Here is a 26,491-nt window from a genome sequence, read left to right on the forward strand (position 1 = left end):
GAGATGCACAAATGCCAGGCCAGGACAGTGGTTTGGGAGCGGCTCGAAGATGTAGTACGGTTTCACAGCAAGGAAAAAGCAAGGCCCTGTGGCGCAGTTGGTTAGCGCGCCGCCCTGTCACGGCGGAGGTCGCGGGTTCGAGTCCCGTCAGGGTCGCAAAGCTTTGTTCTCAATCAATCGGTTGAGAACAAAGCAATGCGATAGGCATTCGGTTCGGGTGCCGTCCGGCCAGGTAGCTCAGTTGGTACGAGCGTCCGCCTGAAAAGCGGAAGGTCGCCGGTTCGATCCCGGCCCTGGCCACCATAATTCTTATCGACAAGCTCCAATCTCATGTTCTTCGAACATAAGGTTGGAGCTTTTTCGTATTCGGATGTCAGTCGCCATAAACCGCTCGGCTCGATCATCTGAGTTATACGCATCCTTTGTCTCCGTGAATGATTCCGGTGACCGGGAACGTGCTGCGCGTCACTCCGTCAAGAACCTCACTATTAGCCGGTTGCGGCCGATCCCTGGCCGCGTCTACTGGAAGTGAGGTGGAATCTCCGTGTCGCACTCGAGATCTTGGCCTATCGGGAAAGTCAGCCGGGTCGCCGTGGCGCTGATCGGTGCCGGTGTCCTGTTGGTGGGCTGCGCGAGCAGCAATGACGACAGCGGTACCGATACGACGACCGCGTCGGGAGACATCGTGACCGGCATGGTCAACGAGCAGCCCGATCCGGGAACTGCGGTGGCCGGCGGGACCATGACGTACGGCGTACAGGTGCTCGTTCCCTCACTCGACCCGACGAAGACGGCCGCTCGCGGCGGTTCCGGCGGTGAGGCCTTCGCTGCTGTGTACGACGTCCTGATGAGTTACGACACTGCGAGCGGCGAGTTCGAGCCCAAGTTGGCTGAATCGCTCGAGACAGCTGACGACGGAGCCACCTGGACGCTGAAACTTCGCGACGGTGTGAAGTTCAGTGACGGCACCACCCTCGACGCCAACGCCGTGATCGCGAGCATCGATCGGTACAACGCGGGCAAGGGCAATGGCGCCGAACTGTGGCTGGCTTCGGTGGAATCGGCGCAGGCAAGCGGTCCGACGACAGTGGAATTCAAGCTGAAGACGCCGTGGATGCGTTTTCCGTCGATGCTCGCTCTCGGGCACGGGATGATCGTCGCCCCGAGTTCGCAGCAGGGCGACAAGTTCACCGCCGTCGGAGCCGGACCCTTCACCGAAGATGTCTTCACACCGAGCGTCGAGCGAATCTTCAAGGCCAACCCGTCCTACTACGGCGGCGCCCCCAAGCTGGACAAGTTGCGGATGGTTGCGCTCAACGGTCCGCAGGCCAATCTCGAATCATTGAACAGCGGTCAGCTCGATGTCGCCTACATTCGCGGCCTCACGTCGGCGATCAATTCCGCCAAGTCCGCTGGCTACCCCGGCTACATCGACGTGCTCAATGCCGGTAGTGCCGAGATTATCAACAACCGTGAGGGCCGACCGGGCTCGGATGTTCGCGTCCGTCAGGCTATCGGCTACGCGCTCGACACCACGTTGATCGATCAGCGAGTGGAAAACGGTGAGGGACTGCCGGGCTCGGAGTTGTTCGGTCCGACGTCTCAATGGCATGTAGACACACCGGGTATTGCCTACGACCCCGAAAAGTCGAAGGAACTTCTGAATCAGGCAAAGGCAGACGGGTACGACGGCAGCCTCGACTACGTCGTTCTCAGTGAGCCGAAGGACCACGCGATCGGCCTCGCCGTGCAGTCACTGTTGCAGGCCGTCGGGTTCGAGGTGAACTTGATCTTGGCCAACAACGCCGGCGACATCGTGCAGAACGTCTACGTCAAGCACGATTTCGACCTCGCGCACGCGGGCATCGGAATGTACGAGTCGATTCTCGATCTCGGATTGTTCTCCACGACCAACAGCACCTCGATGGCGAATACTGCTGGATATGCGAACCCGGCGATGGATCAGCTGATCGCAGATCTACAACAGGCCAAGGACAATTCGTCGACCCTGGCGATCATCGGCAAAATTCAGACGCTGTGGAACGAGACGGTTCCATCGGCGCCGATCGGCGGGCTGACGTCGTTTTGGGCTTGGCAGAAGAATGTTCACGGTGTCGTTCCCACTGCCACGGGAATCATGCTGTTCGATCAGGCATGGATGGGCGCGAAGTAGCGTTCCAGCGCACACCGAGAGCCCCGTCCGACGCGAGTCGGGCGGGGCTCTTTCGTGTCTACGTCGGCTAGCGTTGCGCAACCCTTTCGATCAGGATGATTGTATTGAAATATGTTGTAGGTCAATGTGATTCGACAAGCGTGATTTGACTTGCCCAGCGTGGCCCGCATAGATTGCATCCACCATCCAGAGTGGCTGAGAGACCTGGCTCGATGATGCCGCAGCAACCCGCTACCTAACCGCAGTGTGGGTGCTACCGCCAGGACCGATGGAGGACACATGACTGTATTTGCCGTGGGTATCGAACTGGACGGCGAGGGCACTCACCCCGCTGCCTGGCGCCGAAGCTCACACCGCCCGGACCAGCTGCTCACGGGCAAAGCGGTGCGCGATCGCGTCGCGGCTGCCGAGAATGCCGGCTTCACGTTCGCGACGTTCGACGATTCCATCCTCCCCCCGAGTGGTGACGTCGTCGGCCGCATCGATGCCGTCTCGAGGGCGTCGTACGTGGCGGCGACAACCAGCACGATCGGGCTGGTCCCCGTCGTCGGGACCACGTACGCCGAACCGTTTCATACGTCCTCGCAATTGGCGACGTTGGACTACTCCTCGCGTGGGCGCGGCGGCTGGCTTGCTGTTCCGGTCGAAGACGATGCCGCGGCGAGGGCGTGGGGGAGGGCTCCGGTAACAACGGAGTCGGCGCGTCAGCAAGAGCAGCGGGATTCGGTCACCGTTGTGACCGATCTCTGGGACTCGTGGGAGGACGACGCCGTCGTTCGTGACTATCTCAGTGGGCGTTTCCTCGAGCGTGATCGTCTGCATTACGTCAATTTCGAGGGCGACACGTTCTCGGTGAAGGGGCCGGCAATCGTTCCGCGGCCGCCTCAAGGCCAGTTGGTGGTGTTCGGCCGCTACGGCGAAATCGATCCACGCCAGCCGGATGTTGTTCTCGTTTCCGGTGATTCGGTGGAGACCATTGCACAGTCGGCTGCCAAGGCGCGCGATGAGGGCGCGTCATTGGTGTTCGCCGAGGTCGATGTGGCATTCGATACGCCGAATCTGTCTGCGGCGCAGCGGAGGACCGAGCTGAACTCGTACGGGAATGCCGTCGTCACCGGCCGACTGCTCCTGGCTGCAGATCCGGGGGAAGCGGCCGTGGTTCTGAAGGAATTGGCCGGACACCTCGACGGTGTTCATTTTCACCCTCTCGTGATCGACGAGGACCTTCCGGTGCTGGCCAAATTCGTGCTTCCGACGCTGTCCAAGGCCGGGTTGACGCGACGCCCGGTTCCGGGATCGACTCTGAGGGGCAACCTCGGTCTGCAGCGGCCCGCAAATCGATTCGTCCACTCCTCCTGACTTGACTTCGCGCTAAGGATATTTCGGCCATGACTGCATCACGCTCCGCCGTACCTCGACCCGACGCTCACGTTCACTTCGGTGTCTTCTTCCAGGGGGTCAACCACACCACCATCTGGTCCGATTCCGCGAGCGGATCCCAGATCGACTTCGAGACGTTTCGGCGGTTGGTACTCACCGCCGAGCGAGGTCTGTTCGACGCCTTCTTCCTCGGTGAAGGCCTGCGGCTTCGGGAACAGAACGGCAAGATTCTCGATCTGGATATCGCCGGCCGACCCGACGCCATTGCGCAGTTGGCCGCCCTCGCCGGTATCACCGACAAGATCGGGTTGGTCGCGACACAGAACACCACGTACAACGAACCGGCCGACCTTGCGCGTCGACTCTCCGGCCTCGACCTACTTTCCGACGGACGGGCCGGCTGGAATGCGGTGACCACCGACAACGCGTGGACGGGAGAGAACTTCCGTCGCGGTGGTTTCCTCGACCACTCCCTGCGCTACGAGCGTGCCGGGCAGTTCATCGAAACCGCGCGGGCACTGTGGGATTCGTGGGCCGACGACGCGATCTCGGATTCTCGCACGTCCGAGAACTGGTCTACTCCGGGTGCCGTCGGCGACGTGCGCAGGCAGACTTCACAGTTCGACATCTCCGTGACGCCGACGCTTCCCCGAAGCCGCCAGGGGCATCCGGTCATCTTCCAAGCGGGTGATTCCCCGAGTGGACGCGATTTCGCGGCGACCCATGCCGACGTCATCTTCTCGCGACACGGGACTCATTTCGACGGCGCGCTCGACTTCGCCGACGACATTCGGGCTCGGTTGCGTAAAGCCGGGCGACCGGAGGACGACGTCAAGATCCTGCCCAGCACGCAGATCGTGTTGGCGGAGAACGAGTCCGAGGTCGAGGAGAAGGCGCGGTGGGTCCTCGAAGGTCAGTTCACCGGCCAAACCGCACTGTCCCTCGTCGGATTGGTGTGGGGGAAGGACCTTTCCGACCGAGACCCGGACGGTCCATTACCGGAGGAAGATCCGGTTGCCCGCCCGGTGTCCGAGACGCGCGGTTCCGCACGAGACGGCAACGACCCCATTGCGATCGCACGTGAATGGCGGGCTCTCGCCGAGGCAAAGAATCTGTCCCTACGTCAGGTCGCCATCGAGACCTCGCAGCGTTCGGGTTTTGCGGGCACTCCGGGGCAGGTCGCAGATCAGTTGGTCCATTGGGTGCGCAACGGAGCTTCGGACGGCTTCAACATCTCGCCGTACCTGGTGCCGACCGGCCTCGACGAGATCGTGGACTGGTTGATCCCGGAACTGCAGGAGCGTGGGGCGTACCGCACCGAGTACTCCACGTCGACGCTGCGAGAGCACTTGGGGTTGCGACCGCCGCTCACGCGTCGGGCCGCGTCTGAAGCTGCGGGGTAACGGGTCCTGTCCCACACGGTCACAGCGGCGGCCGAATCCACCAAGCTCGATTCGGCCGTCCGCTGGGAGATCATCGTCTGCGTAGCCGCGGGCTTCACCACTCTTCTCGATTCGGCGGTGCTCGGAATCGGGGTTCCGTCGATCCGGGCGTCGCTGGGCGCGTCGACCTCCGAGGTGCAGTGGATCCTTGCGAGCTATTCGCTGACTTTCGGCTTGGCCCTTGTGCCGGCGGGCCGACTCGGTGACGTCGTCGGGCGTCGACGCTTGTTCTTGGCGGGGCTGAGCATTTTCGCTGTGATGGGAATCCTCGGGGCATGTGCGTCGGATCCGTCGATGATCGTGTTGGCTCGTCTTGGGCAAGGGATCGGCGCAGGCACCATCAGTTCGCAGGTGCTCGGCATCATCACCGACCGGGTGTCCGGAAAGGCTCGGGCGAAGGCGTTAGGCGCGTACAGCACCGCGGGTGGTCTGGCCGGCGTTTCCGGACCGATCCTCGGTGGCGTTCTGCTGAAGTATTCTGACGCCGACTTCGGATGGCGGTTGCTTCTCGTTCTCAACGTGCCGTTTGCTCTGATCACACTGATTCTGGCGTTTCGCTTTCTGCGCCGTGATCGAACTACCCGATCGGGCGCATCGATCGATCCGGTTGGGCTGTGTCTGCTGGCGACTACGACCGGGCTCCTGTTGTGGCCCATCGTGACCCGAACCAGTGTCACTGTGGCTGCGGCTTTCCTGATCGGTGCGTTCGGCGCTGCCGTTGCCTTCTGGTTCTGGGAACGTCGGTACGCCGAGCGCGGCGGGACGCCGGTACTGCTTCCGTCGTTGATCGCCTCGAGGGGCTTCCGGTTGGGTACGACGGTTGCACTCTTCTGGTTCGGATCCATCCTCGCCGTCAACGCGGTGCTCAGCCTCTATCTGATCGAGGGTTTGGGCTTCGCCCCGCTGAGTGCGGCGTTGATCATGACCGGTAGCTCACTCGCGATGGCATTGACGTCGGCTTTCGGATGGCGGCTGGTTGCCAGGTTCGGCCGAAGTGCGGTGGTTTTTGCCATCGTCGGCGAGATCCTTGTCGTCCTCGGCTACATCGCAGCGGTCAATCTGATTCCTCGGGAACATCTGATCCCGGTGCTGGTGGTCCTGGCGGTGTTGTCGGGAGTTGCCAGCGGTTTGGTCGACGCGCCCAATCGGGTGCTGACTCTCGAATATGCACCGCCGGGCGCGAACGGTGTTGCGGCGGGTTTCCTTCAACTGTCTCAGCGCCTGTCAGCGACCATCTCGCTGGCCGCGGTATCGGGGTTGTATCTCGGTGTACTCGGATGCTCGCCCGACGGATATGGACGTGCGTTCGGGATCGCGCTTGCCGTCTGCGTGGTCATGTTGACGCTCTCGTTGGCGGGGGCGGTGGCAGACCGACGCCGGCGAAGGACGTGACCTGGTATTTCGTGGGTCTACATGGACCTCGGGAGGCCGAGCCCGTGTGACTCATGGGACTTGTGTTACCCATGGGTTAGGAGTCGTGGGACGATACTTGTGTGGTGACCGGTCGCAGTGAAGACAAGCCCAACGGTCGCGGGAGTGGAGAGCCAGTTAACTCACCCCGTGGATCGTCGGACAAACGTGACCGCACATCGACACCCTTCCGCGCTCGAACGGCGATGTGGACCAATCGGCCTCTGTTCGATTTCCATATGATCGTCGGTCTGGTCGTGCTGATCGTCGCGTTCGGACTGCTGATGGTGCTGTCGTCTTCGGGCGTCGAATCCTATGTGTTGTCCGGGACGTCCTATGCCAGATTCTGGCCCCAGTGCATGTTCGCGGCGATCGGCTTGGTGATGTTCGTGGCAGTCGTGCGGTTGCCGACCGAAACGATGCGTAGAGCGTCCCCGTGGCTGCTGATCCTGTGTCTTGTTCTGCTTGTCCTGGTGCTGATTCCAGGTATCGGCTCGGAACAAATGGGTGCTCGCAGCTGGTTTGTGATCGCGGGCATTTCCTTCCAGCCGTCGGAGCTGGCCAAACTTGCTCTGGCGATCTGGTCCGCAGCGACGGTTGCGTCGTTCATGAAGGCGCGGATGGACGTCAACCGCGCGCTGCCGGTGATCGGCGGTACGACGTTGCTGGTTCTGGTTCTGGTGGTGTTGGAGAAGGACCTCGGAACCACCATCACCATCGGCATCATCTTCATGTCGGTGCTGTGGTTCGGGCTGTTCCGGATGAAGACATTCATCAGCCTCACACTCGGTTCCGCAGTCGCATTTCTCGTGCTCGGGCTTACTGCTGGTTACCGCTCGGATCGCATCAAGGCTTTCCTCAATCCTGATCTCGACCCGCAGGGTTTGAACTTCCAGAGCACTCAGGCCAAGTACGCACTGGCGAACGGAGGCATCTTCGGGCGCGGTCTAGGACAGTCCGACGCCAAATGGAGCTATCTCCCGCAGGCGCACAACGACTTCATTTTTGCCGTGATCGGTGAAGAGTTGGGTCTGGTCGGCGCGCTGATCGTCGTCGCTCTCTTTGCCGCGGTTCTGATCGTCGGGCTGCGGATCGCGAAACGGTCCACTGATCCGTTCCTCAAAGTCATGACAGCGACGGCAACGACGTTGATCGTCGTGCAGGCGTTCATCAACATCGCCTACGTCGTCGGCCTGATTCCGGTGACCGGTCTGCAACTACCGCTCATCTCGGCGGGCGGAACGTCGATGATCACCACCCTGCTGATGTTCGGGCTCATCGCGCACGCAGCCTTCCGTGAGCCCGAGGCTGTCGCCTCGGCCGAGAGCAGCGGTCGCGGCTGGATACCGCTGGTCTTCGGCAAGCCTCGGTTCGGCATTGCCAAGAAGCCACAGACCGATCGACGTAGGCCGCCCGCTCGCCGCGCCCAGCCTGCCCCTGGCGGTCAACGCCGACCGGAACGACGGGCACCACAACCCGACAGACGCCGGACTCCAGCTCCGGGCCGACGCGCACCCTCTCGCGACTGGTCGGAAGATCCACGTAGACGCGGCCGATCCGATCGGCCGCGGCGCGCTTCCTGATCTGGGCCAGTTCCACTGGCGGGCAGTTCGGAAGCGGGCAGTCATGCACCCGACAATTGCGTTGGGCGGCTACATTGGGAGTCGGCAAAACGACGTCTAATAAGGGTTGTGGACATGGCAGGTGGCGACAAGGCAGACCAGTCGGTGGTCGAACGTAGCTCGGTGACCGGACGTCGTACGACGCCGTCGCAGCGAGCGCGTTTTCGCCGGATTGTCGACGCCGCAATGGAATCCGCCTCCGAAGGCGGCTACGACGCGGTGCAGATGCGATCGGTGGCCGATCGCGCCGGCGTCGCGATCGGCACTGTTTACCGGTATTTCCCGTCCAAGAACCACATGCTTGTCGTCGCATTGTTGTGGATGTTCGAGGGTTTGCGTGACAGATTCCAAGACTTTGTAATCCCGGGCGAGACTCCGTCGGACCGGATTCTGTTTGTGCTGCGCAAGAATACGGAGGTCCTCGAGACCGATCACCTCCGTTACGAAGCGTTGGTTCGGGCGTACATGTTCGCGGACGCGTCGGCGACTCCGGAACTCAACGCGCTCGGTGGGGTCGTGACCGAGATGTTCGCGAAGGCGATCGGTGTCGAGGAAGTCTCGCAGCAGCAGTTGGACGCGGTGAAGGTGATCGACGACGTCTGGATGTCGAGTCTCGTCTCGTGGGTTGCGGGCCGGATGACGACGGACGAGGTGATGGCGCACCTGGAACTTGCCGTGCGACTGGTCTTTCGCAAGTTGGGCGGATAGCGCTCAGACGGTGTAGCCACCGTCGACGTTGAGCTTCTGACCGCTGATGAATCCGGCCGCGTCGCTTGCGAGAAAACACACTGCTTCGGCGATGTCGGCAGCTGATCCGAAGCGCTTCAACGGGATTCGGCTCATTGTCACGTCGAGCGCGCCCTGGTCGAGTTCGGCGGAGCTGATCAGGCGCTCCGCCATTCCGTCCGTCAACATGCCTGGTCCGACAGCGTTGAACCGGACGCCGTAGCGTCCTTCCTCTGCGGCGAATCCGCGAACAAGTTGTTCGACAGCCCCTTTGGTGCCTGCGGAGAGTCCGTCGCGCACGGGAAAACGATCCGTTGCCGCGGTTGTCACCGCCACCACCGAACCCGAGGATGCACGCAGCGCAGGCAGGGCGGTGTGGACGAGGGTGAAGAACGCCGCGGCCTCCTGGTTGAGTTGTTCGGTGAAGAACGCCGGCGTCACACGTGAGAGGTGCGTCATCGGGACGTGCGGTCCCGCAGCGTGGACGAGGGTCGTCAATGCGCCCAGATCACTGACCGCATCGTTGACGGCGGCGCCGATCGACAACTCGTCGGTCAAGTCGAGCGAGTACGAGTGGGCGCGCACACCATGCGCTCGAATCTGCTCGCTCAGTTGCTCGGCAGCGCCCTTGTTGTTTCGGTAGGTGAAGGCGACGTCGTGTCCGCGTTCGGCGAGGGTCAGGGCGATCGCCGACCCGATTCCACCGGTTCCGCCGCTGACAAAAGCGGTGCGTACTGCGCTCACAATGCCTCCAGGTGTCTGCCGATTCCAAACCTAACAAATGCTTGGTTGGGGTGCCAATCGGAATATATCAGTGCGCGAAGGACAGGCTCAGATTGCTATCGCAACCGGACTGATCGTCCTAATCTGTTGCCATGTCCGGAGACAGTGTGCAGTTGACCGACGGGGCGCCCGGTGGGGAATCGGAACCTCACGCACCGAGTTTGAACAATCGCCTGAACTGGCTGCGTGCAGGTGTTCTGGGTGCAAACGACGGAATCGTCTCGACCGCAGGCCTCGTGGTCGGTGTTGCTGCAGCCACAACCGAGCGCTCAGCAATCTTCACAGCGGGTTTTGCTGGTCTGGTTGCCGGCGCTGTGTCCATGGCGCTGGGTGAGTACGTCTCGGTCAGCGCTCAGCGGGATACCGAACGCGCACTCCTGCAGAAGGAGAAGAAGGAACTCCTCGAGACCCCGGAGGCTGAACTTCAGGAACTGACCGAGATCTACGAGAACAAGGGATTGAGTCCGGAGACGGCCCGCCGCGTCGCCGAAGAATTAACCGAGCACGACGCCTTCGCGGCGCACGTCGAAGTCGAATTGGGTATCGACCCGGATGATCTCACCAATCCATGGCATGCGGCGATTTCGTCGGCAATCTCGTTCACGATCGGCGCGGCGATCCCGTTGGTCGCAATCCTGTTGCCGCCGACGGGTATCCGCGTCCCCATCGCCTTCTTCGCAGTGCTGATCGCACTTGCACTGACCGGGACGATCAGCGCGACGCTCGGCGGAGCCCGCAAGACCAGAGCGGTGCTACGCGTGGTGATCGGCGGCGCGCTGGCCATGGCCGTGACGTACGGAGTAGGTCAGCTGGTGGGCACGGGTCTCGCCTGACCCCTGCTGTGCGCCTTTATTAACCGCGGGGGGTTAATAAAGGCGCACAGCAATTCAGGCGCGACAGATCATGACCGGCCCTGGCGCATGGTGCAGCAGATTCTGGCTGGTGGAGCCCATCACGGCGCCGGCCATCGCACTGCGTCCGTGACTTCCGACAACTATCAACTGTGCGTCGTCGGCATATTTGAGCATGACGGGAGCAGCGGCACCGGGTTCACTGATGCGGGTGACCGGCACGTCCGGGTACTGGTCGGCCATACCGGCTAGATTTTCCGCCAGTAGCGCCGATTCCTCCTGCTCGACAGCCTCCCAGTCGATCAGGATTCCCGCTCCGCCTTCGCGGAAGGTGGACGAGCCCTGCCAGGTGTGGACCGCGATGAGCGGCGCGTCGAACTGATCGGCATAACGAAACGCGTACTCGACGGCCTTCTTGCTCAACGCGCTTCCGTCGACTCCGACGATGACGGGACGCTGATCCGGACCGGGATTCTCCGCCGAACCACGCCACACGGTGACCGGACAGGTTGCATGATTGGCCACCTTCAGTGCGGTCGATCCGAGCAGCCGTGAGCGCAGTGCACCCGATCCGGTCGACCCCATCACGATCAGGCGTGCGGTACCCGAGGATTCGAGGATATGCGTCGACGCCGGCCCTGGCGCGATCTCGGATTCGATGGTCAGTTCGGGGAATTCGGCCGAAATCACCGTGGCGGCGGCATCGACGATCGCCTCGCCGTCTTCGCGGATCTGGCTGAGGAACTGTGACTGCAACATCACTGCAGCGGGACTGTAGATCGGGCCCTCTTGCGGCAGGGCGTGCGCCAGAATCAGTCGTGAGTTCACCGCGTTCGCGACGGAGGCCGCCCACCGGGCCGCCGCCGTCGAGGCCTCGGATCCGTCGATACCGGCGACGACATCCTGGTGTCCTGCAAGTGTGTTCATGTCTACTCCCTCTGAAATGATCGAGATCGGTCGACTGGTTACAGCGACGTCACCAGAGTGACGATGCTGACTTCACGGCTTCCTTCCACGTCTTGCGTAGCAGGGTCGATTGCCCGTCGGCTATTTCCAGTTCTCGTCGGTAGGCCATGCCCAATCCGAAACTGGTGAGCGAGGTATGCTCCTGCTCGGCTGCCATTGCAAGTAGATGATGTTGGGCGACAACGGAATCCTGGTGCTCGCCGAGAACATCCTGGAAGTGGCTGAAATGCTTCAGTGCACGCTTCGCTCGGCTCTTCGACACGGGTTCCATGACCTCGATCGCGTACTTCATCCGCTTGGCTCCCTTGCGGGCGCGGTGCATTCGCTCGTCACGCTCGGTGCGGCTATCGGCATCGAAGACGTGATCGACCCGCTTACCGACCTTGTGTGCCAGGTGCCGCAGGGTATGGGCCAACTCTCGTGCCGATGCCTTCTTTCCGACGCGGTGGGTGGCGGTGTCGAATTCGAGGTCGCCGACGTACTCGTCGAGGCGATCGAGCAGCGTGGTGTATCGCTCGGAATCGAGCGCCTCGAGGGCTGTTTCCTGGGCGGTTTCACCACGTGCAGAGAAGAACTCGTCGATTCGAGCTCGCACAGCTCCTCGCTCGGGCATCTCGTCGATTTCGCCGAGGCGTTCCACAAGACGCTCCCACTGGACCTCGACGTCGCGGGCGTCACCGAACTTTCCACCGATCCACCGCAGATCCGTGATGAGATCGTCGGTCTTGGGGGAGTGGCCGGCGTACGACTGCAGAGCGCTGCGGATGCGACGTGCCGCAACCCGGAAGTCGTGAACGGCTTCGTCGTCGGCCCGACGCGTGCCGAGATCCGCGGCGACCAGTGCGCGCAATTGTTCGATGAGGTAATTACGCAACAAGATCCGCGGATTCGACGCCTTGCCCGAGGTGACCTCGTGACCGGCGTACGGTGTGACCGACGTGCCCAGTGCTCGTTTGAGTTTGGACGGACTCGCAGAGCGCTCCAGCCCGGCGTCCAGTAGAACCGACTCGATTGCATCGGCCAGCTCTTGCCCGCCTGCGCCTTGTTCGACCTCGACTTCCTGCCACGTCGACTCTCCGGAACCGTCTGCCTTGCAGGCGATGACGGTGTCGGAGACCACTTCGGCAAGCAGCACACCGTTTTCGCCGTTGAGCCTGGTGCGCTCCCGATCGGTGATGATCAGGGCGACCGGCACCAGATCGTGACCGCGAATGATCGCCCGGATCAGACTCGACAGCGGCGAGGGCACATCGGTGCTCTCGTCCGGGGGAAGTTGGATTTCGGTTCGAGTGTCCTGGCCTGCGGGAAGTTTCATGTGCCACCCCGCGTCGTCGCCACCCTCACGCTTGCGCAGCGTGATCTTCTCGGCCAGCAACCGGTAGTCCGCGGTGTCGAAGTAGGTGGCAGAGAGCTGTATCGAGTCGTGGACCGGTTCGCCGACAACACCGGGAAGTCCGCCCAAGGCGGGAACTTCCTGCTCGGCCGGCGCCTCGTACTTGCGCTCGATCTCCCGTACGGCTTCGGGTACGACGGCGGTCTTGCTCATCTGGTCTCCTCTTGCGGTGCGGTCTGCGCTTCCATCCTCCCGGTATCGGAGGCGCAGTGGAAGGGTCCGGGGTCCCTACGGCGAGTCGCCACGGCCTGATTCGTCCGGCCAGGACAGGGTCCGCCGACTTTCGAACCGTTGCAGCCGGCCGGTCTTCGGATCCTCGAACTCGAGAACCTTCGACAGCAGGCGCAGCGGGTTCGAATAATCTTCTGCGGCAACGTCGTAGAAGTCGGGATAGAAGTTGTCGCCGTGGATCGGGAGCCCGAGCGAGGTCATGTGCAGCCGAAGTTGATGGGTCTTGCCGGTATGGGGAGTCAACCGGTACCGCGCGAAGCCGTCTCGCGTTTCGATCAGTTCGATCCGCGACTCGCTGTTGGGTTCGCCCTCGATCTCCGCGGCCTTGAGCACGCCGCGTTCTTTCACGATGCGACTACGCACGACCACGGGGGTGCTCACCTGAGCGTCGTGACGCGCGATGGCCTCGTACTCCTTGGCGACGCGGCGCTCGGCGAACATGGTCTGGTAGTCGCGCCGGGCCGCCTGATGCACGGTGAACAGCAGCAGTCCCGCCGTGACGCGGTCGAGGCGATGAGCTGGACTCAGCTCCGGTAGTTCGAGGTCCCGACGCAAGCGGACCAACGCCGATTCGGCGATGTATCGCCCGCGCGGGGTGCTCGCCAGGAAATGCGGTTTGTCCACGACCAAGATGTTCTCGTCCCGATAGAGGATGTCGATCTCGAACGGCACCCGCGTTTCGACGGGAGGGTCGCGGTACAGGTAGACGAACCGCCGGGGAGCAAAAGCGCTCGTCTCGGTGATTCCGACACCCTTCTCGTCGACGACCTCCCCGGCTGCGACCTTCTCCCGCAATCGGACGGCGTCCTGGGGGAACCGTTCGAGCAGGTAGTCGAGCGTCGTCGTCCACATGTCGTCGTCTGGCTGACGGATGCGACTGGGGTTCAGGCCGTCGCGGACGGGAAGCGGTGATCGTGACACATCTTCAAAGCTAGCCGTCCGGTCGGCATTCAGACCTATTGACGACATATGGGACGGAAGTTACTATCCGGTAAGTTCGTGACACCGGTCACTGTCGTGGGGGCAGGGCTGGGTCATCACAACAGAAAATTGGGGTTTTCGTGAGGACACGACTTCTACGTCGAAGGTCGACAACGATTGCGGTGGGGCTGTGCGTCGTGGGATTGACGGTGCCGAGCGCCGTCGCTTCTGCGGATCCGACGGGAGGGTCGGACGGGCAGGCCTGGCTCGCGGCAACGGAGGCGACGCCGCAGTATCCGGGGGTCTCGATCGAGTGGGACGTGCCCATCACGATGAGTGACGGCACAGTTCTGCAAGCGAATGTGTACCGACCGGCGGATGCATCCGGGCGGGCCGTGGAATCGAAGACGCCATCGGTCCTCAACATCACGCCGTACACGAAACTGCTGGACACACTGGTGGATTCAGCTCTGTCGATCCCGCAGGTCGGTGAGACGCTGATGGACGTTGCGAACTCGCTCGACCTCGCGGCGCCGTTCGACGGCGTGTCGGAGTTGACGGGCGTCATCGCCGGCGGAGGCGCCAGGGTTCTCGGCGTCAACCGTGATCTGGTCCAGAACGGATACACGCAGGTAGTGGTCGACGCACGTGGAACCGGCTTCTCCCAAGGTAATTGGGACGTGCTCGGTAAGCGCGAGCAACAGGATTCGGTCGAGGTCATCGACTGGATGAGCAAGCAGGGGTGGTCCGACGGGAAAGTAGGGATGGCGGGCATCTCGTACTCCGCGATCAACTCGGTGCAGGCGGCGAGCAACAATCCACCTGCACTGAAGGCGATCTTCCCGGTCGAACCTGGAAACGATCTGCTGCGCGACATCGTCGGAACCGGTGGCGGCCTCGGAGTCGGGTTCATGCCGTTGTGGTTGACCGCGGTCAACGGGCTCAAACTCATCCCGAACGTTCAGGACATCCTGCAAGGAAACTTCGATCCCCTGTGGTTGGCGAGCCGCCTCGAGGATCCCGGTACGCTGATTCCCGAACTGGTGCAAGCGATGACGGCTCAGAGAATCGAGGACGTGTCACCGTCGACTCTGCAAGTCGCGCAAGACGGGCAGTTCTATCAGGACCGAGCCGCTGACGTCGGCAACATCGCCGTTCCGACGATGGTCTACGGCGGTTGGCACGACATCTTCGCCAACAGTGAGCCGCGGATCTACAACGGAATCGATCTGCCGCCCGGGCAGAAGCAGTTGATCATGGGGAACGGCTATCACGTCACTCCCGGTGGAGGATTCGGCAAGGACGGTGCGCCGCCGCGCCTCGACGTGCTCGAACGTGCGTGGTTCGACAAGTGGCTCAAGGGCATCGACAACGGAATCGATCGTTACGGTCCGGTGACGATGTTCCAGCAAGGCGGCGGATGGATCACGGACGATCAGTTCCCGCGAGCCGGTGCGAGCTACGAACGTATGTATCTGAACTCTGCGCCCAGCGGTACTGCCGCCCACGCAGCGTACGACGGTTCGCTGACGAATGACCCGCCCAGGGCCGCAGCGCGATTGACAGTCACACCAGGACTGCGAGGCTTCTGCTCCGGTGACGGAACTCAGGGAACTGCCGGGATCTCCGTGGTGCTCGGTGCGACGTGTTCCAAGGATTCCCGATTCCAGGAAGCGGAGGGCCTGACGTTCACCGGTGAGGCAGTGACGGAGCCGACCTCACTCTCGGGCCCGATCAACGTCCACCTCGAGACCGTCCTGGACGCGACGGACGGATTCTGGGCAGCGACGGTCAACGACGTAGCACCGGACGGAACATCGACACCGATCACGAACGGCGCTCTGACTGCGTCGCTGCGGGCAGTCGACGATTCGAAGAGCACTCGCTCGGCCAACGGTGACTACAGTGAACCGCACCACTATCTGACGATCGACACGCGTCAGCCGGTGGTTCCCGGTGAGGTCACCACCGTCGACATCAACATGCTCCCGACGGACGCAGTGCTGCAACCGGGGCACCGGCTCCGCGTCGACGTCTACGCTGCCAGCGTGCCGCGATACCTGGCGCTCGGCCCGATGCTCGCCGACAGCCAACTCAAACCGCAGCACATCGAGTTGGCTGCAGACCGGCCGAGCTTCGTCAACGTTCCGTTCGTCGGGGGCCGCTGACTCGGATTGGATCGGCGGCGTGAGAACCTGCGGGCTCGCGGACGTTCTGAGAAGATCGTCCGATGACAGAATCCCGACTCTCCGCCGCCGTCCACGATCGTCTGGACGGACTTCTGGATCCGGTGGACGAGCGGCTCGCGGCGCAGTACCCGGGAAACCGTGACGAGATCCAACCCGTGCACACGATTTACGTCAGTGCCGCGGATGCAACCGTCGACACCCCTCGACTCTGGGGTGAGCAGGCGATCGCGCTTCTCGATTCCCATGCTCATGTGTTCGCCGATCTCGACACGGAGAATGCGCTCGCTGATGTGCGAGTTCAACTCGGCCGCAAGCCGGTCCAAGACTTTCGGATCGATTTCGAGGACGGGTACGGACGCCGCAGCGACGAAGAAGAAGACGATGCAGCGACGTCGGCCGGACAGACGCTTGCCGCGCTCAGCGCTGATCCTGCCGGGCCGAACTGGAGTGGCATCAGGTTCAAGGGGTTGCCGGCCGGTGAGCGTCGGCGCTCGATCAGGACGCTCGAGCTTGTGCTCGACGCGGCCGGCGGAGTGCCGGACGGATTTGTCTTCACCGTTCCCAAACTGCGCGCGGTGGAGCAGGTCACGGCGACGGTGTTGCTCTGCGAAGAGCTGGAGAAGGCGCACGGACTCGAGCTCGGTTCGCTTCGGTTCGAGTTGCAGATCGAGAGCCCGCAGGCGGTCATCGCGGCCGACGGAACGGTGGCAGTTGCTCAGGCCATCCATCGCGGTGCCGGTCGTCTGACCGGTTTGCATTACGGCACTTACGATTACAGTGCAGCTTGCGGAATTGCATCGCGTCATCAGTCGCTCGAACATCCGGTGGCAGACCACGCAAAGGCTGTCATGTTGGCTGCTGCCGCGCAGACCGGCGTCTGGGTGTGCGACGGGTCGACTCAGGTCGCGCCTGTCGGGAGCGCCACGGCGATCCGCGACGCGATCACTCGGCACCATCGCCTCGTCACGCGGTCCCTGGAACGCGGTTACTACCAGGGGTGGGACATGCACCCCGGGCATCTGGTCACCCGCTGGCTCGCCACGTTCGGCTTCTATCGCAATGCGCTCGGCGCCGCTGCCCCGCGCATCCAGTCGTACTTGGGGCGCCAAGGTGGCGACGTGATGGACGAACCTGCAACCGCCCAGGCGCTCGCAGCGGTGGTACTGCGCGGGCTCGACGCGGGGGCTTATCCGGAATCCGAAGTTCTCCGGCTCGCCCCGAGCGCCGACACCAACGCACTCCGTCACCTCGTAGGACGCACCACACCGATCACAGGAGAACACTGACCGATGAGCACCACCGAATTCACCTTGCTGCCCGATCTCGCACTGCGCACCCTCGGCGGAGCCGTCATCTGGGCGAACGACGAGGCGTTTGCCGAGCGTGAGGCCCTGATCCGCCCAAGCAAGGCCGGGTACCAGCCGGCGACGTTCGGTCACAAGGGGCAGGTGTACGACGGTTGGGAGACGCGTCGCCGCCGGGTGGCAGGCCATGACGAGGCGATCGTCCGACTCGGTGTTCCCGGAGTGGTGCGAGGCGTCGTGGTCGACACCGCGTGGTTCAAGGGCAATTACCCGCCCGAGATCTCGGTGGAAGCAATCTCGGTCGACGGGTATCCGGATCCCGCCGACCTGGCCGGATCCGGCGAGTGGACAACCATCGTCGAGCGCTCGACCGTGCGCGGTGACTCGGAGAATCCGTTCTCGGTGGCGTCGGAGCAGCGGTGGACGCACGTCAAGCTGACCATTTACCCGGACGGCGGCGTGGCGAGATTCCGTGTTCACGGCGAAGCGCGGCCGGACCCGCGTTTCCTCGATGCCGGGCCGTTGGACCTCGCAGCACTCGAAAACGGTGGCCGCGTGACCGATTGCTCCAACATGTTCTACAGCTCACCGCAGAACATCCTGTTTCCCGGACGCGCTGCTTCGATGGGTGACGGGTGGGAGACCGCCAGGCGCCGCGACAACGGAAACGACTGGGTGCAAGTACAACTCGCGGGTGAAGGCGTGCTGAGTTTCGTCGAGATCGACACCTCGTACTTCCTCGGAAACAGTCCAGGTGAGGGCGCTCTGACCGGGCGGACGTCGGAGGGGGAGTGGATCGAACTGTTGCCGCGCACGACGCTGCGTCCGGATACGCGCCATCGCTTTCCGATCGATTCCGAAGTCCAGGTCACCGATGTTCGTCTGGACATCTTCCCGGACGGTGGCCTGGCGCGGCTGAGAGTCTTCGGCGTACTCACCGACGCTGCTCGCGCTGTGATCTCCGGGCGCTGACGGTAAAGTTGTTGGCATGAGCGACTATCCGCGCGACGACTATCCCCGGGACATGGTGGGGTACGGCCCTCATCCGCCGCATCCGCACTGGCCCGGCGACGCGCGGATAGCGGTTCAGTTCGTGCTCAACTACGAAGAGGGAGCCGAGAACAACGTCCTGGACGGGGACGCGGCTTCGGAAACATTTCTGTCGGAAATGACTCCGGCAGAGGCATTTCCGAATCGACACATGAGCATGGAATCGCTGTACGAGTACGGCTCCCGGGCCGGGTTGTGGCGTGTACTGCGAACCTTCGAGCGGCGAAACCTGCCTCTCACAGTCTTTGCGGTGGCGCGGGCGATGCAGCGGAACCCCGAAGCAGTCAGTGCTTTTCAGGAGTTGGGCCACGAGATCGCGTGCCACGGATTACGTTGGAAGTCTTACCAATCCGTGGACATCGAGCGCGAACGCGCAGACATGGCCGAGGCAGTGCAGATTCTGCGAGATCTGACGGGTTCGGCGCCTCTCGGTTGGTACACCGGGCGCGATTCACCGAACACCCGCGAATTGGTGGTCGAGCACGGCGGCTTCGTCTACGACTCCGATTCATACGCCGACGATCTGCCGTACTGGGTCGACGTTCCGCGTGGCGCAGAATCGGTGAAGCACCTGGTCGTCCCGTACACCCTTGACACCAACGACATGCGTTTCGCCTCTCCCGCAGGATTTCCCAGCGGTGATCAGTTCTTTGCGCACCTACGCGATGCCTTCGACGTGCTGTATGCGGAGGGGACGGCCGGATCGCCCAAGATGCTCTCGATCGGGTTGCACTGCCGCATAGTCGGCCGCCCTGCCCGTGCGGCCGCTCTCGAGCGATTTCTGGACCACGTGCAGTCACACGAGAAGGTCTGGATCGCGCGGCGCATCGACATCGCCGAGCATTGGAAGACCGCGCACCCCGTTTAGGTCACGGTCGGTCGACAAAAGACTTCATTCGAGCAGTCCGGGTACTGGTTCGACTGCCGCGTATTCCGCCATCGAATTCTAGGCCATTGACAACTGGCACGGTTGTGGATGACTCTTTGGAGATGGAGAAACACACAGCAGTCGAAGCGTCTTCAAGGTGAGCCGACCGGTGCCGACCAGGAAACCGACCAAGAACCGCGGATCGAAGTCGTCCCACAATGCCCGCGCAGTGGTGACCGGCGCCGGCAGCGGAATCGGCCGTGCCTTTTCGTTGGAGTTGGCGCGCAGAGGCGGTGAGGTGATCTGCGCGGATATCTCGCTGGAACGGGCCAAGGAAACAGTGGCACTCATCGATGAGATCGGTGGTACCGCGCACGCCGTCAAATGCGATGTGTCAATTCGTGAGCAGGTTCAGGACCTGGCGTTGTTCGCGGAACTCGAACTTGCGGGTCCGCTTTCGTTGGTGATCAACAATGCCGGGGTGGGTATCGGTGGAAAACCGGTGGGCGAGATCGGTTTCGACGATTGGGAGTGGGCACTCGGGATCAATCTGTGGGGTGTCGTGCACGGCTGTGAGATATTTGCTCCACAACTGCGTGCGAGCGGGGCCGGGGGATTCATCAACGTGGCCTCGGCTGCTGGGTTTGCGGCTGCGCCGCTGATGGCGCCCTACAACGTCGGTAAAGCCGCCGTGATGTCGCTCTCGGAGACCTTGTCCGCTGAACTTGCCGGTACGGGAGTGCGGGTGACGGTGCTGTGTCCGACCTTCGTCAAGACAAATGTTGCTCTCGACGGCCGAATCACCGCGGAAGCAACACAATTGGCGCAAGCGTTGATGCGGCGAACCGGCTTTTCGCCGGAGCGCATCGCCGTCACCACTCTCGACGCCTACGACAAGGGTCGACTCTACGTGGTGCCGCAGTTCGATGCGAAGGTGATCTGGCGACTCAAACGGTATCTACCCGTTGCATACACGTGGGGCTGTGGAGTTCTCAATCGCTTTGCACCGAAACAGAAGTCGGGATCATCTGAAACTTCGGCGGCGCCGGAGACGAACTCGCCGAGCACGAAAGGAGCGTGACATGTCCTTCGATTTCGACGGCATGCTGCACAAGATCAAGGACCGCCAATGGGCTCTGGTGGACATCGACTGGGATGCTCCGGGCGCCGAGACGATCAGTCCAGAGCTTCATGCGAAGCTGAAACCGTTCATGTCGGACCTGATGTGGATCGAGAACGTCGGTGCCCGTGGCTTCGCTGCGATGGCTATCAAGGCGCCGACTGAAACTCTCCGAGACATCTATCGGCATTTCCACGCCGAGGAACAGAAGCACGCCAACGCCGAACTCGCGCTGATGCGTCGGTGGGGAATGCTGGACGGCGACGAGATGCCCGAGCCCAACATCAACGTCAAGCTCGTCATCGACTGGCTGGACAAGCATTCCGACGGTTTGTCGCTCTCGATTCTCGGGACCGTCATACCGATGCTCGAGGTGGCGCTCGACGGAGCCCTGGTCAAGTTCATCATGGACGAGATCGAGGATCCGGTCTGTCAGGCTGTGTTCAAGAAGATCAATGCAGACGAGTCCAGGCATCTGGCGGTCGATTTTGCGGTGATCGAGATGCTCGGGCACTCGACGACGCGCAAGCTCGTTGTCGAAACCGTCGGCGCCTGGTTGAATCCGGCGTTGATCATCGGGACACTTCGCTACATCCCGCTGCTGAACAAGATGCGCGACAACATCGTCGACATGGGAGTGAACGAGGAACGGCTCTACACCGCGATGAAGCGATTCAGGAACGTAGGCGAACGGAGTCCGGCCGCGCTCCGCGTCCCGATGTATCGGGTGGTGAAGTGGCACGGCAACATGGTCATCAATCGCAACCATCCCTACCATCTGCTTGCCGATCGGATGGTCAAGGTCACTGGCCGACTTTCCGGCAGCAGGCTCAATTCCGAGCCGACCTGGGCCAAAGAACTTACGTACGAGCCACTCGCATGAGTACTGCCGTGCCACTGTCAGTGGCGATCATCGGTGGAGGTTTCGCAGGAATCGGAGCGGCGATTCGGTTGAAGCAGAACGGTATCGAGGACTTCGTCATTCTCGAACGCGGCACGGAGGTCGGCGGGACGTGGCGCGACAACACGTATCCGGGAGCTGCGTGCGACATTCCGTCCCGTCTGTACTCGTACAGTTTCGCCCCGAACCCGGACTGGTCGCACACCTACTCGGCCAGCGCGGAGATCCTCGGCTACATCCGAACGATGGTGAAAGAGTTCGGCCTCGAGCCGAAGATTCGGTTTCGGTGCAACGTCACGGGCGTCGAGTGGGACGAGCAGACAGGTGTCTGGGCGATCGCGCTCGAGGGCCGTGAAGCGGTCATTGCCCGGACCGTCGTCATGGCGTCCGGTCCGCTGGCGAACGTCAGCTTTCCTGCTGTTCCGGGTTTGGAGAGCTACGAAGGACACAAGATTCACAGTGCTCGCTGGGACCATGACTACGACTTCACCGACAAGCGGGTCGCAGTGATCGGAACCGGGGCCAGTGGCGTCCAGATCGTCCCGGAACTCGTGAAAACTGCACGATCAGTGAAGGTTTTCCAACGAACACCGGGATGGGCATTGCCGCGAGCAAACCTACGCACCCGATCTCGCACGAAGGATCTGTACCGTCGTCATCCGGTCGTCCAGACTCTGGCGCGTCGGGCTTGGTACTGGGGACACGAATCGGTAGCTCTCGGGGTGGTGTGGGAATCCCCGTTGACGAGGGTGGTGGAAACAGTCGGGCGTCTTCATCTGCGCATGCAGGTGAAGGACCCGTGGTTGCGGCGACAACTCACTCCCGACTTTCGGGCAGGGTGCAAGCGGTTGCTGATGACCAGCGAGTATTACCCGGCTCTCCAGCAAGACAATTGCACACTCGTGACCTGGCCGATCGCGAGATTGGCGCCACATGGCATTCGCACGGTCGAAGGGATCGAGCATCAATTCGACTGCATCGTCTTCGCCACCGGCTTCGACGTTTGCAAGACCGGAACACCGGTCCCGATCATCGGCCGGGACGGACGTGTGCTCGCTCAGGAGTGGAAATCCGGGGCGCGTGCGTACAAGAGCATTGCGGTATCCGGTTATCCCAACCTGTATTTCACCTTCGGACCCAACTCGGGTCCGGGGCACAGCTCCGCCCTTGTGTACATGGAAGCGCAACTCGACTATCTCGCCCAAGCGATCAAGATCGTTCTCGAGCGCGACCTCAAGGCACTCGATGTTCGTCAAGATGTCGAAGATGCGTACAACGTCGAGTTGCAGCGTCGGCTGTCGAAGACCACGTGGAACTCGGGATGTTCGAGTTGGTATCTCACCGACGAAGGATTCAATGCCACTATGTTTCCCGGTTTCGCGACCCAGTACGTGAACCAATTGAAATCGGTGGATCTTCGGGACTACACGAGCACGGTGCGCGAGAAAGACACCGCGCAGACCTGATCCCGGGTTCTGATCGGCCTGGTGTTGCCACTAAGTTGGAATCGTGACGACCGACGCGGCAGAGGAGACGAGGCGGTGACCGAGTACCGCATCGACGATCTAGCGCGCGCTGCGGGCACCACCTCGCGGAATGTACGGGCATATCAGGAACGTGGATTGCTTCCTCCGCCGGAGAAACGTGGGCGGGTAGGCATCTACGGCGACGCGCACCTCGAACGCCTCAAGCTGATCGACACGCTTCTTCAACGAGGTTTCACCACTGCGCATATCGACGACTTCATCACCGGGTGGGAAAGCGGGAAAGACCTGACAGAGGTGCTGGGTCTGCAGCACGCGGTCACCGAACCATGGTCCCGCAGCGACACCGTGAGTATCGAGATGGCCGTCGTACGCGAGTTTCTCGGGGGAGATGCAGATGGTCAACTGGATCGTCTCGTAGATCTCGGACTGGTACAGATCGAAGGAGAGAACTGCGTTTTCACCGATCCTGCTTTGCTCAGCGGATTTTCGAGTCTCCTCGACTACGGTTTCACTCTCGATCAACTGGTCGATGTGCACGAAAAGCTTCACAACGCTGTGGACGGGATCGCCAAAGACCTGATTCAGGCGGCGAAGGATCGCATCGTCGATCAGCACGGGGTCGGTTGGCTCCCGGAGGGCGACGAGGTTGCCGGAACAGCCGAGATGCTCCAGACGATGCGTGAACTCGGTGTGGCGTCGGTACATTCGGCACTGGCCCGGGCACTCGACGCGAACCTTCAGCGTGAACTCGGCGACTATCTTGCCGCTGCGATCGGCTCGCGGAGCGACGCCGACGAGTCCGACTAGCAGCATCGATCACGTTCGGGATGTGCGGCCCGTCGCGGTGCGCTCAGCTCTTGCGTGCCTCGATCAGGAATCGACTCGAGTGCGCGACAAAAGATCCGTCGCGACGGATCTGCTGATCGAGTTCGCGGAGCCGGTCCCGATACTGCGCGACGGTGAATCCCGGAACCATCCAGATCACCTTGCGTAAGAAGTAGACAACGGCGCCGATGTCGAAGAATTCCATGCGCAGACGCTCGAAGCGAAGGTCGACGAGGGTGAGCCCGGCCGCAATCGCGTCGGCAGTTTCGTCCTCGTGGTGCCGTCCGCGACGAGCCTGCGGCTGAGGACCGAGAAAGTACTCGACCAGTTCGAACACGCTGGCGTGACCCACATGTTGAGCGAAGTACGTTCCTCCCGGTTCGAGTACCCGCGCGATTTCGGTCCACCACACCGTCGCTGGGTGTCGGCTGGTCACGAGGTCGAAAGCCGAATCGGCGAACGGTAGCGGCGGCTCGTCCTGATCCGCGACCACCACCACACCTCGGGGACGCAGAAGGGCGGTGGCCTTGGCGATGTTCGGTGGCCAGGATTCGGTTGCAGCCATCACCGGCGGGAGTGACGGTGCAGCGGCGAGGACTTCGCCGCCGCCGGTCTGGATGTCCAATGCGGCGCCGGCGCGGCCGAGACGTTCACCCATCAGCCTCTGGTACCCCCACGACGGACGCTGCTCCGTGGCGCGTCCGTCGAGCCACGAGAAATCCCACCCGTCGACGGAGGCGGATTCCGCTTCGGCGACAAGTTCGTCGAAACCTCGTGACATGCTCTGTGGCTCGCCTTCAGGCGTTCCTTCCGACATCACATCATCATCGTCGCGGAGGGTCGACGGTGCCAGTTGTTTACGGCTACTTCGGGGTGGCGCCGAGCATCGGTGCGAGTTGAGTGGCAATCGGGTTCAGGTTGAGCTTGTCCGGGTCCACCTTGGGCTTGCCGTCCCACGGTTGCGAGGTGTTCGGGTCGGCGAACGCGATGCGGTTGGCGCTACGAACCCCCGTTTCGCTGCCCTGAGGTGCCTGGCAGTTGGCGGCAGTGTTCAACGGGAAGTTCTGCGTCGTGTCGTCGAAGTTCGGGTCCTTGCGCTTCATCTCGTCGAGGATCGCCATGGTCCCTTCGTAACCGACGGTGCACGAGAGCGGGTTGTTGGTCTCGAGTACCAAGCCCAGATGTACTGTGCCGTCTCCCGGTGCAACGGTGGGCGCCGCCCCGGCGAGCGCAGGCAGGAAGAGCAGGAAGGGCTGCAGCGAGGGCAGTGTCGGTGCGGCTGCCGCTGCAACGGCGGAGAGGTTGGAGAGGTTGGTCGTGAGCGCGGGGCCGGCTTCGGTGACGAGAGAGCCGACTTGTTCGCTGGCCGGTATGCCGTTGTCGATCACGCGTCGGATGTCGGGGTCGCTGGTGCGCAATTGCGCCGTCAGTGCGTCGAGGTCGGTGCTGAACTGCTTGATCGCCGACGATTGATCGGACTGGGTCGTGAGCACCGTCTGGCTGTCACGGATCAGTCCGAGGGTCTGGGGAAGGGTGTCGAGGCCCGACTGGGAGATCCCCGACAGCGAGTCGGCAAGTACCTGCAGATCTTCGCCCTTGCCGTTGAATGCCGCGCCGAGTTCTTTCGCGACGGTGTGGAGTGCGTCGACCGGAACGGAGTGCACCAGACCGTTGGCGCTGGTCAAGACATTCTCGATCGGGATCGGCGTGGTTGTGTCGCCCACGGCGATCACCGAGCCGTCTTCGAGGAACGGGCCCTGGTCGGTATCGGGCTGAAGGTCGACGTACTGCTCGCCGATGGCTGAGCGATTGGCCACCACGGCCCGCGCGGATGCGGGAATCTGAGGAGCACTGCTGTCGATCAACAGGTCGACTTCGATTCCGTCGGACGTGAGCGACATGTCACCGACGCGTCCGACGGGTACACCGCGATAGGTCACTTCGGCGTTGGTGAAGATGCCACCGGACGTCGCCAGTTCGGTTTTGACCGTGTATTGGCCGAATCCCAGAAGATTGTCCAGCCGTACGTATTTCGCTCCGACATAGATCAAGCCCAGGAGTGCAACCACGACGAGGGCGACCAGCTGCCATTTGGCGAGCTTCGACATCACCATGAGGTGACGACCCTGAACTGATGCGGTGTGTTCATGGTTCGACTCCCGAATGACAAGCCGGGTACGGCTGGTGTTGAGCGAATTGTGTTCACCCACGGACGTTCTGAGGTGAACCGAAAACTTCCGGCAATTCGTTGTTGGCGATAACTATAAACAAGTCGTCACAGATAGAAAGTCGGCGCTGAGATTTCCGCAGGTCGTCGAAACGTAAGTGTCGCAGCTCACTTCGAATGCTTCGATGTGATGCAGACGGCTTTCGGTCCGGATCGGGCTTGACTTCGCCAAACATATCCATAAAAGTAGATGCGTTCCGGTTGTCGTGCAGAGGGGTGTGGTCCATGGATGCTTTGGCGATCTTCAAGGCGCTGTCCAACCCGACTCGCCTGCAGATCATGGAGTGGCTCGCGCACCCGGCGAAGTACTTCGACGAGGACTCGTATACGCAGCAGGATCTCGGGTTTCACATCGGAGTCTGTGTGGGTGACATCCAGGGGCGATCGGGACTTGCCCAGTCGGTGATCTCGGGGTACCTGCAGGGCATGAAAGATGTGGGTCTGCTCGAGTCCGAGCGCATCGGGAAGTGGACGTATTACCGACGAAACGAATCCGTGATCGGCGAGTTCAGGGAATTCGTTCGCGAAAAGCTGTAGCGGCCGAATTGCCCTCGTCGGCTGGGTTGTTCAACCAAATATATCTACATATCTAGATATGTAACTTTCTTGTGTGACGAAGTAG

The 26,491-nt window shown here is 62.1% G+C and carries 22 protein-coding genes, 2 tRNA genes and 1 riboswitch; of the genes, 18 read left to right on the top strand and 6 right to left on the bottom strand.

All coding sequences use genetic code 11. From position 1 onward, the window contains the following. Positions 1 to 82: 82 nt before the first annotated feature. The 8 genes from ASU23_RS09165 to ASU23_RS09200 all read left to right on the top strand — a co-directional run bounded on the left by ASU23_RS09165 (position 83) and on the right by ASU23_RS09200 (position 8,735). Positions 83 to 156: transfer RNA gene (locus ASU23_RS09165), tRNA-Asp, on the top strand. A 70-nt stretch (positions 157 to 226) separates the two neighbouring features. Next, positions 227 to 303: transfer RNA gene (locus ASU23_RS09170), tRNA-Phe, on the top strand. Positions 304 to 544: 241 nt separating this feature from the next. Beyond that, positions 545 to 2,173: an ABC transporter substrate-binding protein gene (locus ASU23_RS09175; RefSeq protein ID WP_058037764.1), complete on the top strand. Its 1,629-nt coding sequence runs from the start codon at positions 545 to 547 to the stop codon at positions 2,171 to 2,173. 179 nt (positions 2,174 to 2,352) lie between these two features. Continuing rightward, positions 2,353 to 2,448: riboswitch (SAM riboswitch) on the top strand. 4 nt (positions 2,449 to 2,452) lie between these two features. Then, entirely contained in the window at positions 2,453 to 3,532 is a 1,080-nt protein-coding gene (locus ASU23_RS09180; protein ID WP_058037765.1) for an LLM class flavin-dependent oxidoreductase, read from the top strand. 29 nt (positions 3,533 to 3,561) lie between these two features. Next, the gene (locus tag ASU23_RS09185; RefSeq protein WP_058037766.1) at positions 3,562 to 4,956 is read left to right on the top strand and encodes an NtaA/DmoA family FMN-dependent monooxygenase; all 1,395 of its coding nucleotides are present in this window, start codon (positions 3,562 to 3,564) and stop codon (positions 4,954 to 4,956) included. A 69-nt stretch (positions 4,957 to 5,025) separates the two neighbouring features. After that, complete coding sequence (locus ASU23_RS09190) at positions 5,026 to 6,387, top strand: MFS transporter (RefSeq protein WP_172827036.1); 1,362 nt, start codon at positions 5,026 to 5,028, stop codon at positions 6,385 to 6,387. 224 nt (positions 6,388 to 6,611) lie between these two features. Next, positions 6,612 to 7,988 (top strand): putative lipid II flippase FtsW, encoded by a 1,377-nt coding sequence (ftsW, locus tag ASU23_RS09195; RefSeq protein WP_058037768.1) that lies wholly within the window; start codon positions 6,612 to 6,614, stop codon positions 7,986 to 7,988. A gap of 114 nt (positions 7,989 to 8,102) precedes the next feature. Then, on the top strand, positions 8,103 to 8,735 hold the full coding sequence (locus ASU23_RS09200; RefSeq protein ID WP_007733896.1) for a TetR family transcriptional regulator: 633 nt from the start codon (positions 8,103 to 8,105) through the stop codon (positions 8,733 to 8,735). A 3-nt stretch (positions 8,736 to 8,738) separates the two neighbouring features. Here ASU23_RS09200 and ASU23_RS09205 read toward each other — a convergent pair whose 3' ends face one another. Then, positions 8,739 to 9,497 carry an SDR family NAD(P)-dependent oxidoreductase gene (locus tag ASU23_RS09205; RefSeq protein ID WP_058037769.1) on the bottom strand — a complete coding sequence of 253 codons (759 nt, stop codon included), beginning with the start codon at positions 9,495 to 9,497 and terminating at the stop codon, positions 8,739 to 8,741. Between the two features lie 131 nt (positions 9,498 to 9,628). Between ASU23_RS09205 and ASU23_RS09210 the strand changes: the two genes are divergently transcribed. Next, a complete protein-coding gene (locus ASU23_RS09210; RefSeq protein WP_019745057.1) occupies positions 9,629 to 10,369 on the top strand; it encodes a VIT family protein in 741 nt (246 codons plus the stop codon). Positions 10,370 to 10,423: 54 nt separating this feature from the next. On the opposite strand, the gene ASU23_RS09215 is transcribed toward ASU23_RS09210, so the two are convergent. The 3 genes from ASU23_RS09215 to ASU23_RS09225 all read right to left on the bottom strand — a co-directional run bounded on the left by ASU23_RS09215 (position 10,424) and on the right by ASU23_RS09225 (position 13,898). Further along, positions 10,424 to 11,314: a universal stress protein gene (locus ASU23_RS09215; RefSeq protein ID WP_047271050.1), complete on the bottom strand. Its 891-nt coding sequence runs from the start codon at positions 11,312 to 11,314 to the stop codon at positions 10,424 to 10,426. Between the two features lie 49 nt (positions 11,315 to 11,363). Then, complete coding sequence (locus tag ASU23_RS09220; RefSeq protein WP_058037770.1) at positions 11,364 to 12,899, bottom strand: CYTH and CHAD domain-containing protein; 1,536 nt, start codon at positions 12,897 to 12,899, stop codon at positions 11,364 to 11,366. Between the two features lie 75 nt (positions 12,900 to 12,974). Then, complete coding sequence (locus ASU23_RS09225) at positions 12,975 to 13,898, bottom strand: pseudouridine synthase (RefSeq protein WP_082661369.1); 924 nt, start codon at positions 13,896 to 13,898, stop codon at positions 12,975 to 12,977. Positions 13,899 to 14,038: 140 nt separating this feature from the next. Between ASU23_RS09225 and ASU23_RS09230 the strand changes: the two genes are divergently transcribed. The 8 genes from ASU23_RS09230 to ASU23_RS09265 all read left to right on the top strand — a co-directional run bounded on the left by ASU23_RS09230 (position 14,039) and on the right by ASU23_RS09265 (position 23,624). Further along, on the top strand, positions 14,039 to 16,066 hold the full coding sequence (locus tag ASU23_RS09230) for a CocE/NonD family hydrolase (RefSeq protein ID WP_058037772.1): 2,028 nt from the start codon (positions 14,039 to 14,041) through the stop codon (positions 16,064 to 16,066). Positions 16,067 to 16,128: 62 nt separating this feature from the next. Next, positions 16,129 to 17,373, top strand: coding sequence for an aldolase/citrate lyase family protein (locus ASU23_RS09235; RefSeq protein ID WP_007733914.1), 1,245 nt, complete (start codon positions 16,129 to 16,131; stop codon positions 17,371 to 17,373). Positions 17,374 to 17,376: 3 nt separating this feature from the next. Then, entirely contained in the window at positions 17,377 to 18,363 is a 987-nt protein-coding gene (gene alc / locus ASU23_RS09240; RefSeq protein ID WP_058037773.1) for an allantoicase, read from the top strand. Positions 18,364 to 18,379: 16 nt separating this feature from the next. Then, complete coding sequence (puuE, locus tag ASU23_RS09245) at positions 18,380 to 19,309, top strand: allantoinase PuuE (protein WP_003940421.1); 930 nt, start codon at positions 18,380 to 18,382, stop codon at positions 19,307 to 19,309. Between the two features lie 169 nt (positions 19,310 to 19,478). Then, positions 19,479 to 20,390 carry an SDR family NAD(P)-dependent oxidoreductase gene (locus tag ASU23_RS09250; RefSeq protein ID WP_058037774.1) on the top strand — a complete coding sequence of 304 codons (912 nt, stop codon included), beginning with the start codon at positions 19,479 to 19,481 and terminating at the stop codon, positions 20,388 to 20,390. 1 nt (position 20,391) lies between these two features. After that, positions 20,392 to 21,312 (top strand): hypothetical protein, encoded by a 921-nt coding sequence (locus tag ASU23_RS09255; RefSeq protein ID WP_058037775.1) that lies wholly within the window; start codon positions 20,392 to 20,394, stop codon positions 21,310 to 21,312. Beyond that, positions 21,309 to 22,796 carry an NAD(P)/FAD-dependent oxidoreductase gene (locus ASU23_RS09260; RefSeq protein ID WP_156423121.1) on the top strand — a complete coding sequence of 496 codons (1,488 nt, stop codon included), beginning with the start codon at positions 21,309 to 21,311 and terminating at the stop codon, positions 22,794 to 22,796. Before ASU23_RS09255 ends, ASU23_RS09260 begins: the two co-directional genes overlap by 4 nt. Before the next feature lie 75 nt (positions 22,797 to 22,871). Next, on the top strand, positions 22,872 to 23,624 hold the full coding sequence (locus tag ASU23_RS09265) for a MerR family transcriptional regulator (RefSeq protein ID WP_030535276.1): 753 nt from the start codon (positions 22,872 to 22,874) through the stop codon (positions 23,622 to 23,624). A gap of 43 nt (positions 23,625 to 23,667) precedes the next feature. Here ASU23_RS09265 and ASU23_RS09270 read toward each other — a convergent pair whose 3' ends face one another. After that, positions 23,668 to 24,423, bottom strand: coding sequence for a class I SAM-dependent methyltransferase (locus ASU23_RS09270; protein WP_058037902.1), 756 nt, complete (start codon positions 24,421 to 24,423; stop codon positions 23,668 to 23,670). Between the two features lie 82 nt (positions 24,424 to 24,505). After that, positions 24,506 to 25,753, bottom strand: a complete 1,248-nt coding sequence (locus tag ASU23_RS09275) for an MCE family protein (RefSeq protein ID WP_030535278.1) — start codon at positions 25,751 to 25,753, stop codon at positions 24,506 to 24,508. Positions 25,754 to 26,094: 341 nt separating this feature from the next. Here ASU23_RS09275 and ASU23_RS09280 point away from each other — a divergent pair, with 341 nt between their 5' ends. Next, the gene (locus ASU23_RS09280; protein ID WP_007733929.1) at positions 26,095 to 26,406 is read left to right on the top strand and encodes a helix-turn-helix transcriptional regulator; all 312 of its coding nucleotides are present in this window, start codon (positions 26,095 to 26,097) and stop codon (positions 26,404 to 26,406) included. Positions 26,407 to 26,491 lie beyond the last annotated feature (85 nt).

Source organism: Rhodococcus sp. KB6 (assembly GCF_001445685.1).
GTDB lineage: Bacteria > Actinomycetota > Actinomycetes > Mycobacteriales > Mycobacteriaceae > Rhodococcus_F > Rhodococcus_F qingshengii.